Here is a 16,428-nt window from a genome sequence, read left to right as displayed (position 1 = left end):
CTCCGCCGCCGGTGCCGGCCGGTTCAGCCGGAGATCTGCTTGCGGCCCGCGTCGCCGCCGATGGCGATCTTCCGCGGCTTGGCGCGCTCGGCGATCGGAATCCGCAGGGTCAGGACACCCGCGTCGTAGTCGGCCTCGATGCGCTCGGTGTCGAGCGTGTCGGCCAGCATGATCTGACGGGAGAAGACACCGAGAGGGCGCTCGGAGAGCTCCATCTGCACGCCGTCGGACTTCTCCACGGGCCGGCGCTCGGCCTTCACGGTCAGCATGTTCCGCTCGACGTCGATGTCGATCGCCTCGGTGCTCACACCGGGCAGGTCGAAGGCGATCACGTACGCGTCGCCGTCGCGGTAGGCGTCCATGGGCATGACGGACGGCTTCGACCACGTGCCCGACGTACCCGAAAGCTGCTGGACAATCCGGTCCATCTCGCGGAACGGGTCAGTGCGCATCAACATCGCGAAACACCTCCAGTTGGTTCAGGCAGGAACTGCCAATGCGCTTCAACGTGCTTCCGTTGTAACATGTCATCGAAACGATGACAAGCAAGCAGTCATCTGGAGGATGACAGACCACGGAGACCGCCATGACCGAGGCCGCAGAGCCGACTGCACCCGTCACCTTCCTGGCCGCCGCCGCGGCACTGGAGACCATCAACCAGGCCGTCAAGGACGCGCAGCAAGCTTCCACAAGCACGTCGGCAGCGGCACCGGCCGCGGGCCCGCACCCGGCCCTGGCCTCACTGCTGATGCTCCGCGAGGTCCGCGAGCAGCTCGCCGGCTGGGAAACCGGCCTGATCGAAACCGCCCGCGGCCAGGGCGCCAGCTGGGCCGACCTCGCCGGCCCCCTCGGAGTCGCCAGCCGCCAGGCCGCAGAACGCCGCTACCTCCGAATGCGCCCCGGCAAAGCCGGAAGCACCGGCGAGGAACGCGTCCAGGCCACCCGTGACACCCGGGCCGCCGACCGCAGAGTGGACGCCTGGGCCCGCGACAGCGCCGCCGACCTGCGCCGCCTCGCCGGCCAGATCACCGCCCTGGCCGGCCTGCCCGCCGGCGCCGAGGGCGCCATCGGCGACCTGAACCAGGCCCTCGCCCACAACGACACCGCCCGCCTCGTGCGCCCCCTGGCCGACACCCGGCCCCACCTGCGGCCCGAGGACGCCGAGCTCGCCGAACGCATCGACGCCCTCACCCGCCACACGGACCAGCTTCGCCGGGACACCCGCGACCAGCGCAGCACGTGATCCGCAATCGATACGGCGCGGTCCCGGCCCGGACCAGTCACCGCCCGCTCTCCGGGCGCCTGCCCTGCCCTTGCGCGGCGGTCGCGACGGCCACAGGCTGCTGGTAGGCGCCCTGGCCGAGTGGACCCGCTGTCGGATCGGGGAGGTGAACGGGCATGCGGCACCCGCGGAAGCACGAGCCGCGCGACGGGGGCAAGGAGCGCAGCACGGTGGTCCTGGACGTGCGGGGCATGGTCCGGGCCACTCAGCAGAACACCGTCGCTGCCGTGCTGGGCCGCCGGCCGGGTGTGCTGGACGTCGAGGTGAACGCGGTCGCGCAGTCGGCCACGGTCGTCTTCGACCCCCGCCGGACCTCCTTGGCCGAGCTGCGCGGCTGGGTCACCGAGTGCGGCTACCACTGCGCGGGCCAGTCGGTGCCGTCCCACATCTGCGACCCGATGGAGGAGCCGGATCCGCCCGGAGTGGTGGAAGTGGTGGAAGCGACCGAAGCCGTACCGTCCGCGCACGCGGGGCACGGGCCGGAGGGCGGACCGTCGCCTGACGAGGAGACGGGCCACGGAGCCCATCGCGGCCATGCGGGGATGTCGATGGCGGCCATGGTGGCCGACATGCGCAACCGCTTCCTCGTCGCGCTGGTCTTCTCCATTCCGATCGTGGTCTGGTCCCCGATCGGCGAGGAGGTCTTCGGCTGGCACGTGCCCGTGCCGTTCGGGCTCCGTCAGGACGTGTGGGCGCTCCTGCTGAGCCTGCCGGTGGTCTTCTACTCGTGCTCGATCTTCTTCGTCGGCGCCGTCCGGGCCCTGCGCGCCCGGACCCTGGACATGATGGTGCTGGTCGCGGTCGCCATCGGCGCGGGCTGGCTGTACTCCCTGGTCATCACGCTCACGGGCGGCGGAGAGGTCTTCTACGAGGCCGCCACCGTACTGGCGTCCTTCGTGCTGCTCGGCCACTGGTTCGAGATGCGCGCCCGCGGCGGCGCCAACGACGCCGTCCGTGCGCTGCTGGACCTCGCCCCGCCCAAGGCGCTCGTCCTACGGGACGGGGAAACGGTCGAAGTCGCCACCTCCGAGGTGGTCGTCGGGGACCTGCTGCTCGTCCGCCCAGGGACGAAGATCGCCACGGACGGGGTCGTGGAGGACGGCGAGAGCGAGGTCGACGAGTCGACGGTGACCGGGGAGAGCCTGCCGGTGCACAAAGCACCGGGCTCCGCCGTAGTCGGCGCCACCCTGAACACCAACGGAACCCTCCGGATACGGGCGACCAAAGTGGGCGCCGACACGGCACTGGCCCAGATCGTCAAGCTGGTCCAGGAGGCCCAGAACTCCAAGGCCCCCGGCCAGCGGCTCGCCGACCGGGCCGCGTTCTGGCTGGTCTTCGTCGCCCTCGTCGGCGGAGGACTCACCCTCGCCGTCTGGCTCCTGGCCACCGACCGGCCCTTCAGCAGCGCGATGCTGTTCGCGATCACCGTGGTCGTCATCACCTGCCCGGACGCTCTCGGCCTGGCCACTCCCACCGCGATCATGGTCGGCACCGGGCTGGGAGCCAAGCGAGGGGTCCTGTTCAAGAACGCGATGGCCCTGGAGGCGTCCGCCGGCATCCAGACCGTGGTCATGGACAAGACCGGCACCCTCACCAAGGGCGAACCGGAGGTCACCGAGGTGATCACCGCACCCGGCAGTGACGGACACGAGGTCCTGCGCCTGGTCGCGGCGGTCGAGCGGGAATCCGAGCACCCGCTGGCCGAGGCGGTCGTGCGCCACGCAGAATCGCGGGGCGTGGAGCAGGTGCGGGCCCGGCGGTTCGAGAACGTGCCCGGTCACGGGGCGACCGCCGTGGTGGACGGCCACCGGGTCGCCGTGGGCAACCTCCGGCTGGCCGAACGCGAGGGCGTGTTCCTCGGTCCGCTCGCCGCCCGGCGGGACGAGCTGGCAGCCACCGGCCGTACCGTCGTCATCGCCGCCGTCGACGGCCTGGCCGCCGCCCTGATCGCCATCGCCGACGCGCCGCGGGAGACCTCCGCGTCCGCCGTACGCGAACTCCACGCGCTCGGCGTCGAGGTCGTCATGCTCACCGGCGACAACCGGGCCACCGCCGAGCGGATCGCGCAGCAGTTGGGCATCGACACCGTCATCGCCGAGGTCCTGCCCGGCGACAAGGCAGCCACGATCGCAGAGCTCCAGCGCGGCGGCCGCAAGGTCGCCATGGTCGGCGACGGAGTCAACGACGCCCCCGCCCTCGCCCAGGCCGACCTCGGCATCGCCATCGGCGCAGGCACCGACGTCGCCATCGAGACCGCCGACCTCGTCCTGATGCGCTCCGACCCTCTCGACGTCCCCACCGCCCTGCGTATCGGCCGGGGCACGCTGCGCAAGATGCGCCAGAACCTCGGCTGGGCCATCGGCTACAACGCCATCGCCCTGCCCATCGCCGCCGGCGTCTTCGAGCCCGCCACGGGCCTCATCCTCCGCCCCGAGATCGCCGCCCTGTCCATGTCCGGATCCAGCGTCATCGTCGCCGTCAACGCCCTCGCCCTCAAGCGCCTCCACCTGCCCGGTTCGACCCCTCCGGCCCCAGCCGACGCAGACGATCGCCAGGCCGGTTAGCCGAGCCCATGCCGTGCTGCGCCAGGCGCGGGTGCGTCCTACGGTGGGAAATGTGACCCGTCACGAGCCCCGCACACAGCCGCAGCCGCAGCCGCGGCCAGTGCCGCGGCTCGGAGCGCTGCTCGTCCTCGCTCTCCTGATCGGGTTGCTCGGGATGCACGGTCTCGGCACCTCCGCCGCGCTGCCGGCGACGGGTGTGACGGTGCACGTGTCCCACCACGCGGCGGCCGCCGGCCCGCTGTATCCGTGCGGCGACGACGGGCAGCGGGGGCCGGTCCCGGACGCCGGTCATGCGGACCAGATGTGCGCTTCCCCGGCCCTGCCCGGTGCCCCCGGCGTCGCCGCACCGGATACCACGCCTCTCAGCAGCATGCCCGGCAGCCTCGTGTTTACCCAGCCTGCACCGTCGCTCTCACCGGTCCACCAGCCCGCCGGAGGGCGGGCGCCGCCCTCGCTCGCCGATCTCCAGGTCCTGCGGACGTAGGGACTCCTCCCGTGGCACGCGCCCGAGCGCGTCGCCCACGGAGAGCCAGCCCCTCCCGCATCCGAATCACTGGAGCTCAGCGACATGAACACGAACCGATCCCGGCCGCGCCGGGCTGCCCTGGCGGCCACCGCGGTCGCCGCCGGACTGGTCCTTGCCGCGTGCGGCGGCGACAACACCACGAACACGGCCGGCAGTGCTCCGGCCACCGCGACCGCCCCGGCGCCGTCGGAGGCCGACCGGCACAACGAGGCGGACGTCGCCTTCGCGCAGGGGATGATCCCTCACCACCGCCAAGCCATCCTGATGTCCGACATGGTCGCCGCCCACGGCGCATCCCCCGACGTCAAGGCACTCGCAGAAAAGATCAAGAAGGCGCAGGCCCCGGAGATCGAGACCATGACCGGCTGGCTCAAGGCGTGGGGCGAGAAGGTCCCCACCGGCGTCGGCATGGACGGCATGGACCACGGCGACGAATCCGGCATGCCCGGGATGATGGACGACCAGGACATGGATCGGCTGGGCAAGGCCAGGGGCAACGTCTTCGACACCATGTTCCTGACCATGATGATCGACCACCACGAAGGCGCCATTGCCATGGCCAACACGGAGAAGCAGCAGGGCGTCTACGGCCCCGCCAAGGCCCTGGCCGACGACATCATCACCTCCCAGACAGCCGAAATCACCCAGATGCGCAGCATGCTCAAGACAGGCTGACAGCGGCAGGGCGGCGCCCTCGCCGCCCTGCCCCGACAGAACTCGGATCCGCCCCGGAAACGCTCTCCTCCAGCGCGGGCCAAATCATGCTCAAGGCCGGCCTGTGCCCGATGCCCGACAAGGGCCGGCACCTACTTTGTCCAGACATGAGTGTCGATCGTGACTGCGAATCCGAGGTGGTCCTCGCGCGGCGCCGAATGGTGCGTGCGGGGTTGAGCGGAGCCCTGGCGTTAGGGGTCGGGCTGGCGTTCGGGCCGTCAGCAGCCTCAGGCGCACGGGCCGGGGAGGCAGCTGTCCGCAGGCCGCGGCCTGCCGGGCCCCGGCAGGCGTGGGGCGAGCTGGAGGCGGGAAACCGGCGCTGGCGGACGTTCCACGAGAGGCATCCGGACCGCGCCGGGCATGTGCGCCGGGCGCTGGTGGGCGGGCAGCATCCGTTCGCCGTGGTGCTCGGGTGCGTGGACTCGCGCGTGCCGCCGGAGTTGGTCTTCGACCAGGGGCTGGGCGATCTGCTGACCGTTCGGTCGGCGGGCGAAGTCCTGGACGAGGCAGTCCTGGGCACCATCGCCTACGGCGTGCTGGAACTGGGTGTCCCGCTGATCGTCGTCCTGGGGCATCAGGGGCGCGGGGCGGTCGCTGCGGCCGTGCACGCCGAGGCCGGCGGCGAACTCCCGGCGCACATCCGCTACCTGGCGGACCGGATCCGGCCGGCGATCGACCACCGGCTTCAGGGCGACGCCCGGATCGACGCGGCGGTCACCGAGAACGTCCGCCGGGTCCGGGCGCGCCTTGCCGCCGAGCCGGATCTCGCCGCCCGGATCGCCGACGGTTGCCTGGCCGTAGTCGGCACCCGCTACGAGCTGACCAGCCAGTTGGTGCGCAAGGTGCCCTGATCAGCCTGGGCCGGTGAACTTCCCAACGGACCCGCACCAGCTAGACTTGCAGAGTTATGCAATTTACTAGTTCTGGATATGGTGGACGGGGGTCCCGGTGTGGCCGGGTTCGAGGAAGCGGCGCTGGAACGGGTCCGCGTGGCGCGGGCTCGTCTCCAGGCTGCACAGGAGGCTGACGATGCCTTCGAGGTGGCGCAGGCGGCAGAGGAGCTGGAGGACGCATTGCGCGTGGCCCACGATCACGGCATGGCCACCGACGCAGGAGACGGCCGGTGAACCAGACAGTGGCACCGGCGTGTCCGAGGCGTCGGTGATGGCCCGGCACCCCAACGGCCGGCCTGCCGTCGAGGTGCTCAAGCACGTGTGGACGGTGCCGCTGGTGCCGGGTTCCGTGCGGGCCGCGCGCGAGCGCAGCGAACGGTCCCTCGTCTCCTTCGGGCTTGAGAGCTCCAGCGCCCTCTTCGGCGCCGTGCTCCTGGTGGTCAGCGAACTGGTGACCAACGCCGTCCGGCACGCTCAGGACTCCCCGGATGCGGAGGTGACTCTCCACATGGCCGAGCACCTGCTCGTGGTCTCGGTCGAGGACCTGGACCCGCGCCCGATAGCGCTGGCCGACGCCGGCCAGACCTCCGGGCAGGGGCTACGCACGGTGGCTGACCTGGCGCGCACGTTCGGCGGCGACATCCGTATCCAGCCTTCCTCCGGCGGGCACGGCAAAACGGTGGTCGTCCGCTTCATCCTGCCGGAAGGCACACCATGACCAGCAGGAGCCAAAAGGCCGTACAGCTGTACAAGATCACCTACCTCGGAACCGGCCCTGAGTCGGAGGTTCGCACGGTCGAGGCCGGCGAAGTCGCGGCCGCCATCGAGTACGCCGGCGAACACGGCATGCAGGTCCGCATCCGCCCGTGCCGCCACCCGGTCGAGAAGCCGAGCACGAAGGAGGAAGGTGCGTCATGACGGACAACCTGCCCGAGAAGGACACGGCGACGGAGCACGAGAAGTGGAAGGAGAAGGGCGTTGCGATGCGGGCCTTCTTCTACATCTTCGGCACGCACGTGTTCGCCGGGTTCATCTGGTTGCTGTTCTACTTGGGGCAGCACGCCCAGAAGTGAGGGGGACCGGAGTGGGCCCGAACGCCTGCGGCGCGGTTCGGCATATGAGGGAGCGGCCGTCTTCCGGTGTCAGAAGCACGTTGAACCCGCACTGACGGAAGACGGCCGCGTACGTGGGGCGCGGTCCCCGCAGGGCCGGCACCTTTCAGGCGTGGCGGCTGGCCTTGAGGTCGGCCAGTAGTTCGGCCTGGCCCTCCAGAACGCCGGAGAGGATGCTTCGGGCGACCCGCAGGAGATCGACGATCTCGGGGTCGGTGAGCGCGTAGTACACGCTCGAGCCCTCCCGGCGGGTCACCACCAGGTTGGACTTGCGCAGCACGGCCAGCTGCTGGGAGAGGCTCGCGGCCTCCACCCCGACCTCGGGCAGCATCTCGGCGACCGCGTGCTCGCGCTCGGCCAGGAGTTCCAGGACGCGGATGCGGACCGGGTGCCCCAGCGTTTTGAAGAACTCCGCCTTCAGCTGGTACAGCGGTGTACTCACCTGGGTACCCCTGTCGTGACTGCCCATCTCATCCACCCGGAACCGTTCCTTCGTAGAGGCATCCGTTCGCCCCTCTTCACACCTTGCGACCTCCACAATTGCAGATCCTTGCAACTCGTGGACCCGGCGGGGCACCGTCGTGACGTTCGGCACGCCGGGGCGGGGCCTTCGCCGGTCAGGCCTTCTTGAGGAACTCGGTCTTCAGGACCAGGCCCTTGACCTTCTTGGTGTTGCACTCGACCTCGCCGGGGCGAGAGGTGAGGCGGATGTTCTTGACCAGGGTGCCGCGCTTGAGGGTCTCGGAGGTGCCCTTGACCTTCAGGTCCTTGGTCAGAGTGACCGAGTCCCCGTCCTCCAGGACGGTGCCGTTGGAGTCCTTGAAGATGATGTCGCCCATGGCGGTGGTGTCCTTCGTCGCTGTTCGTGTGGATGGTGGTGCTGTCTCAGGTGAGGGCGGGTGCCTCGGGAGAGTGCGAGGTGGGCCAGTCGTCGGTGGTCCACTGCTTGACCGTGCCCGGGGCACCGTGGGCGGCCAGGGCGCCGGCGAGGTCGCAGTGGACGGGCATGGGCGGGCAGGTCGCGTCGGGGACGAGCGAGCCGTCCGCGGGGATCGCGGCGAGCTCGAGCCGGCGTCCACTCTCGGCGAGGCGGCGGGCGGCCTGGGCGACGGCGATCTGCCCGCCGGCCGACCAACCCAGCAGACCAGTCAGGTCCAGGATGACCGGTCCGGTGCCCCGGGCGAGCGCCCAGCCGATCGCTCCGGTGAACCGGTCGGTGGCGTCCGCGCCGAGGTACCCGGCCAGGGACAGCACGCCCAGGTCCTGGCGAGTGGTGTAGCGCCATTCGATCGTCATCGTCAGCTCCTCGGCTTTACAGGGGAAGGGTGATCCAGATGGCCTTGCCACGCCCGTCCGTATCCGCCCGTACGACGGCGGTGCCGCCGAGCTCCATCGTCATCTCCACCACCATCGCCAAGCCGCTGCCCGGGGCGGTGGCGAGCGCCCCGAACAGGGCGGGGTGGTAGGGGTGGCGGTCGTGGACGGCGAACGCGAATCCTCCCGGCCCGTGCGCGTAGGTGACCGTGATCATCGGGGACGTCACGGCGGCATGACGGACCGCGTTGGTCACCAGCTCGGCCACGATCAGCAGCGCCGGCCCGACGCTCGGATGGCGAAGGCCCACCCCGCACTCCACCAGGACCAGCTCCGTGGTCTCGCGGGCGATGCGGACGGCGGCCCCCATGGCCGGCACGTCCAGCACGTGCCGGTGGGGCATCGCCTCGACCTGGACAGTCACCGGCCCACCCCGTTCACGGTGCGGGCCAGGCGGAACCCGGACACGGAATGCGGGTGCAGGCGCAGCAGGGTGTCATGGGGGCCGTGGGCCCAGCCGGGCAGGGTGCGCCGGTAGTGGGCGGCCTCGTCTGGGTCGGCGATGACATCGGCCGGGCCGTGGGCGCTGACCGTCCAGCCGGTGCCGGCTGGGCTGCGGATCTCGTCGACCTGGTAGGTCAGCAGCGCCCGGCCGGGGATGGTGGCGGCTTGTACGGGGGCCCGGACGACGAGGCGTCCGTACTCCATCACGTGTGTGGCGGGGCGGACGACGGCCACCTCCCGCTGGATGTAGACGAGTCGGCCTTGGGCGGAGCCCTCGAGGAGCCAGAGAGCCTCGGTGCCGGAGACCTCGATCATGCGGAGGTCGGCGGGGACGGTCATCGTGCGGCCTTCCGGATGCGGTGCGGTCGGTGGTGCGTACGGGGCAGCAGTCCTGCCCGCTCCAAGTGCTTGCGGGCGCCGGCGATCGCCTCGGGGGTGGTGGCGTACTCACGGCCCTCCAGGCGCAGCAGGTCCAGGGCGCCGACGGCGTCCAGGGCCTGGCGCTGGCCGGGCCGGATACCGGAGGTCATGACGGCGATGCCGCGCCGGTTCAGCTTCTCGACCGCGTCTTTCAGGACGAGGGCGCCGGTGGCGTCCAGGGTGGTCACCCTCGCCATGCGCAGGATCACCACCTTCACGTCGGAGACCTCGGAGAGTTCGAGGAGGAAGCGGTGGGCGCCGGCGAAGAAGAGCGGTCCGTCGATGCGGTAGGCCACGATGTACTCGGCGAGCAGGGCGTGTTCCTCGTCGCTGTGCTCGCCAGGCAGGTCCGGGCGGAAGTCGACCTGCTCCATCCGGGCCTGGTTCGCCACCGCCTTCAAGGCGAGGGCTCCCGCGACGACGAGGCCGATGATCACCGCGTACACGAGGTCGAGAACCAGGGTGGCCGCGGCGGTCAGGACGAGCACGACGGCATCCGAGCGGGTCGCCTTCGCCATCGCGCGCAGCGATCCGACCTCGACCATGCGGATCGCCGTCGCCAGAAGCACGCCGGCCAGCGCGGCGAGAGGGATCTTCGACACCAAGGGGGCGGCGGCGAACACGATCACCGCGAGCACCGCGGCGTGGGTGAGCGCGGCCAGCCGGGAGGAGGCGCCGGTGCGGACGTTGACCGCCGTGCGGGCGATCGCGGCGGTGGCCGGCACACCGCCGAACAGCGGAGCCGCGAGGTTGGCGATGCCCTGCCCGAACAGTTCCTTGTCCGGATCGTGCTTCTGGCCCACCGTCATCCCGTCCGCCACGGTCGCCGACAGCAGGGACTCCAGCGCGGCGAGCGCCGCGACTGCGACCGCCGGGGCCAGCAGCGAGCCGAACTCGGAAGCCTTGAGGAAGGCCAGGGACGGAGCGGGGAGCCCGGAGGGAAGGTCACCGATCGGGGCCGCCTCGTCAAGACGGAAGACCTGCGCGATCACGGTCGCGGCGATGACCGCGACGATCGAGAAGGGGACCGTCGGCTTCCACCTCGCCCCGGCCAGCATCACTGCCGCGACACCCACCGAGAGGCCGATCGCCGTCCAGTTCGGGAAGGCCACGAACTCCACGAGCGCCCGCCACGCCACGAGCAGGACCTTCTCGCCCTCCGGCTTGGCGACCCCGAGGGCATTGGGTATCTGCTGGAGGCCGATCACGCACGCGATCCCCAGGGTGAAGCCCTCCACCACCGGTGCCGGCACGTACCGCATGTATTGCCCGGCCCGCAGCAGGGCGAGACCGATCAGGAGCACGCCGGCCATCAGCCCGACGGCCAGGACACCGCCAGGCCCGTACTGGGCGATGATCGGCACCAGGACGACGGTCATCGCACCGGTCGGTCCGGACACCTGGAGGTTCGACCCGCCGAACAGGGCGGCGAGCGCGCCCGCGACCACAGCGGTGGCCAGCCCCGCCTCCGCGCCCAGACCGGAGGAGACCCCGAACCCTAGCGCGAGGGGAAGGGCGACGATCGCCACCGCGAGCCCGGCCAGCAGGTCCCGGCGGGGGCTGCGGGCCATGACGGCCCAGTCGGCCCGGGCGGGCAGAACGCAGCGGACCCGGCCGAGCACGGCGGTCAGGGCGGTATTCACGCTCACGAGGCCGGGACCTCGGACTCGCGCAGTTCCTCCAGCAGCTCGCTCTGCCCCGTCAGGACCTCGGTCAGGATCCGCCGCGCCGCCAGCATCAACTGAGCGACGTCCCCGCCGGCCAGTGCGTAGACGACGGTAGCGCCGTTACGGGTCGAGGCAACGATCCCCGAGCGGCGTAGGACCGCGAGCTGCTGGGACAAGGCGCAGGGCTCGACCTCGATCGCGGCCAGCAGGTCCCGCACCGGCATCGGCCCGTCCTGCAGGAGCTCCAAAACCCTTATCCGCACCGGGTGCCCGAGCATCCGGAAGAACTCGGCCTTCGCCTGATACAGCGGAACCGGCACGGTCTCGCACCCTTCTCACCACCCCGAACGGGGCATACGCCTGGCGCCGTGCCCGCGGCTACCTACTGACACAGCAATCACAGCATCTATTAAATTGCAGATTTCTGCAATTTACAGATCCTGCGATCCGCACCCGCTGCGGGTGCACTGCACAGAAGGGACCTCGCCGCAACGTCCGGCGGCAGAGCCGCTTCGGCACTTGCAGACACGCCCGTGAAGTTCAGGCCAGGGACGCGGCGGCCCGGCGGGCGGGCGCTCTGCACGCCCGATTGGGTTCTTCTGGAGCGCCAAGTCGAGCTCCCGGAAGAAGAAATATCCTCCCGTCACCGGCTCCTGGCCTTCGTCCCTCGACGAGCTTCATCGCAGGCCAAGGAGGCCACGGAGGATCATCCGGAGCGTCGCGCCGGAACCCCCGATGGACACGGCGACGGCGACACCAGCGATGTTGGCGAGGCCCACCGTTCCGGAGACGGCAGCGATCAGCGCCCAGAAGTGAGCGACTGTCGAACCCTTCTCGTCACACCTGCCACGCACCACGTCCACCGCAGGGCGGACCTACGCATCCGGACCAGTCCGAACCAGCCGGAGAAGACCGGGCCGGCCACGACGAGCTGGGTGAAGATCAGCGCAAGCTGGGTCCCACCCATGGGGCCGGGTTGGAAGGTGATGCCCCGAGCCATTTGGCGATGCAAGAGCGCCGATGCCGCCTCACTCGCGGGCCGTCGGCCTTGGGAAGCACTGCCGTGGCTGCACGCACCGGTCAGCGAGGAAAGCTACAGAGCTGCGGCGGTCACCCGCCGGCCCACCTCGTTCACCGCCACGCGCTCCCCGGACAAGCAACTCCTCTTCCAGCTCTACCCCGACGGCACTGGCATCAGCGTCCACATCACACCCGCCCCGCTACGGACGGCCACCTCACAGGCCACGCAGTCCGATGAATCAGTCGGTGCCCTGGTGCGTACCACCTGACCCACCTCGCCGAAGCCGACAGCGTTCAAGACGTGACCGACGTCGTTGCCGACCAGGTCGTGCCCGCCTTCGAGCCCCAGGGCCTGGTCCTCATGAGTGCCGACGAAGGCCGCCTGCACGTCATCGGCCACCGCGGCTACAGCACGGAGTTCATCAACCGCTTCGACGGTACGCCCCTGACCTCCCGTACCCCGACCGCGCACGCGAGGGCCACGGGCGACGCCGTCTCCTTCCCCGACTCCGCCGACTTCCGGCGCACCTACCCCGACGCACCCCGCTCCGCCTCCGGGAACGCCTGGGCCTTCCTACCCCTCACCGTCTCCGGCCACAGCATCGGCTCCCTCGTCCTCTCCTACGACCAGCCCCGCCCCTTCCCACCAACCGAACCTGCTCTCCTCGCCTCCCTCGCCGGACTGATCGCCCAAGCCCTGGACCGCGCCCGCCTCTACGACGCCCAGCACACCCTCGCCCACACCGTCCAGACCGGCCTGCTGCCCCCGCCCTGCCCCACGTCCCCGGCCTTGACGTCGCCGCCCGCTACCAGTCGGCCGGCCACGGCATGGCTATCGGCGGCTACCTCTACGACCTCATCCACACTCCCACCGCCACCACAGCGGCGATCGGCGACGTCCAAGGCCACAACACCGCCGTCTTCCTGATGGGGCAGGTCCGCACCGCTGTCCAGGCGCACGCCACCGCAAGCGCCTCCCCCGGAGACCTGCTCGCCCGCACCAACCGCCTCCTGACCGACCTCGACGCCAGACTGTTCACCAGCAGCCTGATCGCCCAGCTCGACCTCGCCCATCACCGCGCCCGTCTCGCCACCGCTGGACACCCGCCACCCCTGCTCCGCCACCCCGACGGCCGGACCGAATTCCTGAGGCTGCCCCCCGAACTCGTTCTGGGCATCGACCCCGAGGCCGACTACCCCACCACCGAAATCACACTTCCGCCCGGCTCCGTACTCCTCGTGTACAGCGATACCGACGGATCTCAATCGGGCGCCCCTCGACTCGGGTCCGTGACCTATCCGAACTGTTCACACACAAGACGTGACGACCGTCGCGCACAGTAGTCATGTAGTACGTTGCAGCGCCCTGTGCGCCCTTGCGACGCAGGCGGGCGCACTTGACAGCCTGCGGTTGTCGGCGGCTCCCCATGCCGAATCGGTCGACGCGCACACAAGTGGCACGCACACGGAGAATGAAGCATGGATCCGTTGCCGGGAGCACCGTGCTCTCTGCCCTGCGGAACGGCGGTGGCCCCGGCTCCTTCACGAAGGTGGTTGCGATGCCGACGTGGCGACTGCGGGACTTCCACGACGACGACCTGGACCGCGCCATCCAGATCTGGGACCAGAACCAGCAAGCGGACGAGGCCCCTGCCGTCTTCCCCGTTTCGGAAGTCGTGACCGCAGCCAGGGCCGGAGGACCCGCCGTGGTGGCGGTGGTCGGCGACGAGCTGGTGGGTGTCGCCGTGGCGCAGGCCTGTGGCGAGCGGGGTTGGATCATGGTGGTGGCTCTGGCCGGGACGTGGCGCAACCGCGGAATCGGGAGTTCCTTGATCGCCGAGCTTGAACGGCGCCTGCGGTCGCTGGGAGCCCGCCGGATCGGCGCGCTTCTCGCGCCGGGGGCGACGGGAACCGCAGCATTGGAGAATTCCGGATACCGCCCCCGGGCCGGGCTCGTCTTCTACGAGAAGGTCGAACACCTCGGTGCAAGCGACGCCGGCCTCCTGGCGGAACTCGGGGGAAGGATGCTTCCGGAGGGTCTGTGGGACAGCCTCGCCGGAATGGAGCGGGAGAAAGAGGCCATCGAGCGGCGGATCGTGCTACCACTGGCACAGTCCGTGCTGGCCGAGCAGTACGGAGTGAGGCCGCCGAAGGCGGTCATCCTCTTCGGACCGCCGGGCACGGGCAAGACCAGCTTCGCCCGAGCGGTCGCCTCGCGGCTGCGGTGGCCCTTCGTGGAACTCTTCCCCTCCCGGCTTGCCTCGTCCCACGAGGGAGGGCTGGCGACCTCGCTGCGGGAGGTGTTCACGGAACTGGCCGAACTGGAGACGGTGTTGCTCTTCATCGACGAGGTCGAGGAGATCGCCTCTGTCCGGTCCGGTACGGCTGTCGACCCCAGTCACGGAGTCACCAACGAACTGCTCAAGCTGATCCCCGGCTTCCGCGACCACGACGACCGCCTCCTGATCTGCGCCACGAACTCCGTCCGCTCCCTCGACCCGGCGTTCCTTCGGCCCGGCCGCTTCGACTACGTCATCCCCGTCGGCCCGCCGGACCCGGAGGCCCGTTCGGCCATCTGGCGGCGCTACCTCGGACCCGCCGCCGCCCAGGTCGACCTGCACGCTTTGGTAGAGGCAAGCGCAATGTTCACGCCGGCCGACATAGAGTTCGCCGCTCGCAAGGGCGCCGCCACCGCCTTCGAACGCGAAGTCGCCCAGCGCAAAGGCATCCCGATCGGCACGCAGGACTACCTGCAGGCCATAGCCCAGACCAGACCCACACTCACCGACCAGGCACTGAAAGACTTCGCCGAGGACACCGAGGAGTACGTGCGCATGTGACGTCGAGGCACACGCCGCGAACCCGACCAGGATGCCTTCCGCGACGACGCCGCCGTCGACCGGATCCGCGACAAGGTCGAGGTCCTCAAGGAAGCCTCCGACGGCGGATTCCGGAGCGGGTGTTGCCGTCTCGCGCGGCCCCGCTTCCACACACCTTGAGCGATCGACGAGTACATCGCGCAGTCAGACGGGGATTCGGTCTGGTTTCCCGGACCTGGCACGGGCCACGAGCCGGGGTCGCGGACGGACCAGAGTCTGTCGCTCTCGGACGACTGCATGCCCTGGCCCTGGCTCGAACAGTGGGTCATATCCGAGCGACTCGAAGCGGCCTGCCGCCTGCTGACCTCTCCTCAGCACGCCGGCCTCCCCGTGTCGGCAGTGGCGGCGCGCTGCGGATTCACCAGCCCCAGCCACTTCACCCGTCGGTTCCGGGCCACGTACGGCGTCACACCGCGTGAATGGCGGCGCCACCGAACCGGGGAGGCCTCACGCGCCGTACCGGAGGACCGGCCTTGACCGTATCCGTGCCGTGCCGATGCGAGGCCGCCAGGAGCCTCCCAGCCCACCCCACGCCCTCCATCCCAGGACCGCCAGGACCCAAGATCCGGGCAATTTCCGGACCAGCCCTCGCCAACAAGCCACGCCAATTGCCCTTTTACCAGGTCAGGAGAGGTGTAGTTGCTGTACCACCAGGAGGCGAAGAACGTTTTGGTCAGCCACTCCCCCAAGAAGCTCGGATTCTTCTAGAGCCCGAAGTCGAGCTCCTTGAACGGAGATTGCTCTCCGGGAGCTCTCTTGCGATCAGACACCGACCGGTGTGAAACCACTGCACCGACCCAAGGGGTCAGCTCAGCCCTTCCTTCCGGACCAGTCACGGACCAGATTCCCGGCCGGCGCCCCTGCGGAACAGCGCAAGTCGATCCTCCAGCTACGGCCGGGCGGAGGGGTGTCGCCGTTCGCCTCGCAGGATGTTCTCAGGGGGTGGGCGGCGGCGGAATGGGCTTGCCAAGGGCGTCCGCGAGTGCGGCACTGATCAGGTTCGCCGGTACGTCGCACGGGCCGTTGCGGCGGCTCTTCGCCAAGGTGGGGATCTGAGGCGGGCATCCTCCCGACGCGACATCGCTGTTGACCAGCACCACCACAGTGGCGTCCAGCCCCGGGTGGTAGAAGAGCGTCGCGGTGAAGCCGGGAATCTCGCCGGTGTGCCCGATCCAGTCGCGCACGCCCATAAGACCAAGGTCGTAGCTGGTTTCCGGTTTTCCCGGCTCCGGCAGGGGCGAGTTGAGCCGCTCGGCCTACCGCTCGGGCGGCAGCAGGCGCCGGTCGCAACGGGTGCCGACGGCGGGTGGAACGCGGAACGACACGGCGGGGCGGCCACCCGACGGCTTCGCCGGGCCTGCGTCCCCTCGGCCGTGACAATGGTCGCCGGACGGCGAAGTCCGGCCACCCGGAGCGGTGTTCAAGCCGTGTACCGCCCGAGCGGCTCCACGACCTCCGCGCAATCGTAACTGTGGGTGCCAGAATGGCCGACGCTCCGTCAGGAGTGATCCGCACGTTCAGCGCCGCTCCGGA

Annotated in this window: 22 protein-coding genes and 1 pseudogene; 12 read left to right on the top strand and 11 right to left on the bottom strand. The window is 70.2% G+C overall.

Translation table 11 applies throughout. From position 1 onward, the window contains the following. Nucleotides 1-23 precede the first annotated feature (23 nt). Nucleotides 24-458: an Hsp20/alpha crystallin family protein gene (locus tag DEJ51_RS29875; protein ID WP_030648670.1), complete on the bottom strand. Its 435-nt coding sequence runs from the start codon at nt 456-458 to the stop codon at nt 24-26. Nucleotides 459-586: 128 nt separating this feature from the next. Here DEJ51_RS29875 and DEJ51_RS29870 point away from each other — a divergent pair, with 128 nt between their 5' ends. The 5 genes from DEJ51_RS29870 (at nt 587) to DEJ51_RS29850 (ending at nt 5,937) form a co-directional block, all read left to right on the top strand. Further along, nucleotides 587-1,243, top strand: a complete 657-nt coding sequence (locus DEJ51_RS29870; protein ID WP_150260722.1) for an HSP18 transcriptional regulator — start codon at nt 587-589, stop codon at nt 1,241-1,243. 155 nt (nt 1,244-1,398) lie between these two features. Then, nucleotides 1,399-3,846 carry a heavy metal translocating P-type ATPase gene (locus DEJ51_RS29865; protein ID WP_150260720.1) on the top strand — a complete coding sequence of 816 codons (2,448 nt, stop codon included), beginning with the start codon at nt 1,399-1,401 and terminating at the stop codon, nt 3,844-3,846. A gap of 52 nt (nt 3,847-3,898) precedes the next feature. Next, nucleotides 3,899-4,330 carry a DUF6153 family protein gene (locus tag DEJ51_RS29860; protein WP_150260718.1) on the top strand — a complete coding sequence of 144 codons (432 nt, stop codon included), beginning with the start codon at nt 3,899-3,901 and terminating at the stop codon, nt 4,328-4,330. Nucleotides 4,331-4,414: 84 nt separating this feature from the next. Continuing rightward, complete coding sequence (locus DEJ51_RS29855) at nt 4,415-5,047, top strand: DUF305 domain-containing protein (RefSeq protein WP_150260716.1); 633 nt, start codon at nt 4,415-4,417, stop codon at nt 5,045-5,047. A gap of 146 nt (nt 5,048-5,193) precedes the next feature. Beyond that, nucleotides 5,194-5,937: a carbonic anhydrase gene (locus tag DEJ51_RS29850; RefSeq protein WP_150260714.1), complete on the top strand. Its 744-nt coding sequence runs from the start codon at nt 5,194-5,196 to the stop codon at nt 5,935-5,937. Nucleotides 5,938-6,003: 66 nt separating this feature from the next. Here DEJ51_RS29850 and DEJ51_RS34720 read toward each other — a convergent pair whose 3' ends face one another. Continuing rightward, the gene (locus DEJ51_RS34720) at nt 6,004-6,174 is read right to left on the bottom strand and encodes a hypothetical protein (RefSeq protein ID WP_190620746.1); all 171 of its coding nucleotides are present in this window, start codon (nt 6,172-6,174) and stop codon (nt 6,004-6,006) included. Between the two features lie 58 nt (nt 6,175-6,232). Between DEJ51_RS34720 and DEJ51_RS29845 the strand changes: the two genes are divergently transcribed. Genes DEJ51_RS29845 through DEJ51_RS34715 form a run of 3 tightly spaced genes read left to right on the top strand, consistent with a single transcriptional unit; the run spans nt 6,233 to nt 7,052 of the window. After that, nucleotides 6,233-6,697, top strand: a complete 465-nt coding sequence (locus DEJ51_RS29845; RefSeq protein ID WP_190620744.1) for an ATP-binding protein — start codon at nt 6,233-6,235, stop codon at nt 6,695-6,697. Next, nucleotides 6,694-6,897, top strand: coding sequence for a hypothetical protein (locus tag DEJ51_RS29840; RefSeq protein WP_150260710.1), 204 nt, complete (start codon nt 6,694-6,696; stop codon nt 6,895-6,897). The genes DEJ51_RS29845 and DEJ51_RS29840 overlap by 4 nt, the downstream gene beginning before the upstream one ends. After that, nucleotides 6,894-7,052, top strand: a complete 159-nt coding sequence (locus tag DEJ51_RS34715) for a DUF6126 family protein (protein WP_158718350.1) — start codon at nt 6,894-6,896, stop codon at nt 7,050-7,052. The genes DEJ51_RS29840 and DEJ51_RS34715 overlap by 4 nt, the downstream gene beginning before the upstream one ends. 145 nt (nt 7,053-7,197) lie before the next feature. Here DEJ51_RS34715 and DEJ51_RS29835 read toward each other — a convergent pair whose 3' ends face one another. The 8 genes and pseudogenes from DEJ51_RS29835 to DEJ51_RS29800 all read right to left on the bottom strand — a co-directional run. Continuing rightward, entirely contained in the window at nt 7,198-7,533 is a 336-nt protein-coding gene (locus DEJ51_RS29835; RefSeq protein ID WP_030648691.1) for an ArsR/SmtB family transcription factor, read from the bottom strand. 175 nt (nt 7,534-7,708) lie between these two features. After that, nucleotides 7,709-7,930, bottom strand: coding sequence for an alkylphosphonate utilization protein (locus DEJ51_RS29830; RefSeq protein ID WP_150260708.1), 222 nt, complete (start codon nt 7,928-7,930; stop codon nt 7,709-7,711). Nucleotides 7,931-7,976: 46 nt separating this feature from the next. Then, on the bottom strand, nt 7,977-8,387 hold the full coding sequence (locus tag DEJ51_RS29825; RefSeq protein WP_030648697.1) for an STAS domain-containing protein: 411 nt from the start codon (nt 8,385-8,387) through the stop codon (nt 7,977-7,979). 16 nt (nt 8,388-8,403) lie between these two features. After that, nucleotides 8,404-8,808, bottom strand: a complete 405-nt coding sequence (locus tag DEJ51_RS29820) for an ATP-binding protein (RefSeq protein WP_150262245.1) — start codon at nt 8,806-8,808, stop codon at nt 8,404-8,406. A gap of 17 nt (nt 8,809-8,825) precedes the next feature. Next, nucleotides 8,826-9,248, bottom strand: coding sequence for a pyridoxamine 5'-phosphate oxidase family protein (locus DEJ51_RS29815; RefSeq protein ID WP_223836029.1), 423 nt, complete (start codon nt 9,246-9,248; stop codon nt 8,826-8,828). Further along, nucleotides 9,245-10,900: a SulP family inorganic anion transporter gene (locus DEJ51_RS29810; RefSeq protein WP_078944031.1), complete on the bottom strand. Its 1,656-nt coding sequence runs from the start codon at nt 10,898-10,900 to the stop codon at nt 9,245-9,247. The genes DEJ51_RS29815 and DEJ51_RS29810 overlap by 4 nt, the downstream gene beginning before the upstream one ends. A gap of 74 nt (nt 10,901-10,974) precedes the next feature. Further along, nucleotides 10,975-11,316, bottom strand: coding sequence for an ArsR/SmtB family transcription factor (locus DEJ51_RS29805; protein WP_030648705.1), 342 nt, complete (start codon nt 11,314-11,316; stop codon nt 10,975-10,977). A gap of 363 nt (nt 11,317-11,679) precedes the next feature. After that, nucleotides 11,680-12,055 (bottom strand): annotated as a pseudogene (locus tag DEJ51_RS29800) (alanine:cation symporter family protein); the annotation flags it as partial. Nucleotides 12,056-12,317: 262 nt separating this feature from the next. On the opposite strand from DEJ51_RS29800, the gene DEJ51_RS35310 reads away from it, so the two are divergent. From DEJ51_RS35310 to DEJ51_RS29785, 4 genes are all read left to right on the top strand, one after another. Continuing rightward, a complete protein-coding gene (locus DEJ51_RS35310) occupies nt 12,318-12,944 on the top strand; it encodes a GAF domain-containing protein (RefSeq protein WP_223836028.1) in 627 nt (208 codons plus the stop codon). Then, a complete protein-coding gene (locus DEJ51_RS35305; protein WP_234349608.1) occupies nt 12,944-13,360 on the top strand; it encodes a PP2C family protein-serine/threonine phosphatase in 417 nt (138 codons plus the stop codon). The genes DEJ51_RS35310 and DEJ51_RS35305 overlap by 1 nt, the downstream gene beginning before the upstream one ends. Before the next feature lie 215 nt (nt 13,361-13,575). Next, nucleotides 13,576-14,856 (top strand): ATP-binding protein, encoded by a 1,281-nt coding sequence (locus DEJ51_RS29790; RefSeq protein WP_150260706.1) that lies wholly within the window; start codon nt 13,576-13,578, stop codon nt 14,854-14,856. Between the two features lie 276 nt (nt 14,857-15,132). Then, nucleotides 15,133-15,372, top strand: a complete 240-nt coding sequence (locus tag DEJ51_RS29785) for a helix-turn-helix domain-containing protein (RefSeq protein ID WP_078658368.1) — start codon at nt 15,133-15,135, stop codon at nt 15,370-15,372. A 458-nt stretch (nt 15,373-15,830) separates the two neighbouring features. Here DEJ51_RS29785 and DEJ51_RS29780 read toward each other — a convergent pair whose 3' ends face one another. Then, nucleotides 15,831-16,085 (bottom strand): hypothetical protein, encoded by a 255-nt coding sequence (locus DEJ51_RS29780; RefSeq protein ID WP_030648714.1) that lies wholly within the window; start codon nt 16,083-16,085, stop codon nt 15,831-15,833. Between the last annotated feature and the right edge of the window lie 343 nt (nt 16,086-16,428).

Source organism: Streptomyces venezuelae, assembly GCF_008642275.1.
In the GTDB taxonomy this organism is placed as follows: domain Bacteria; phylum Actinomycetota; class Actinomycetes; order Streptomycetales; family Streptomycetaceae; genus Streptomyces; species Streptomyces venezuelae_E.
This window is presented reverse-complemented; position numbering and strand designations above follow the sequence as displayed.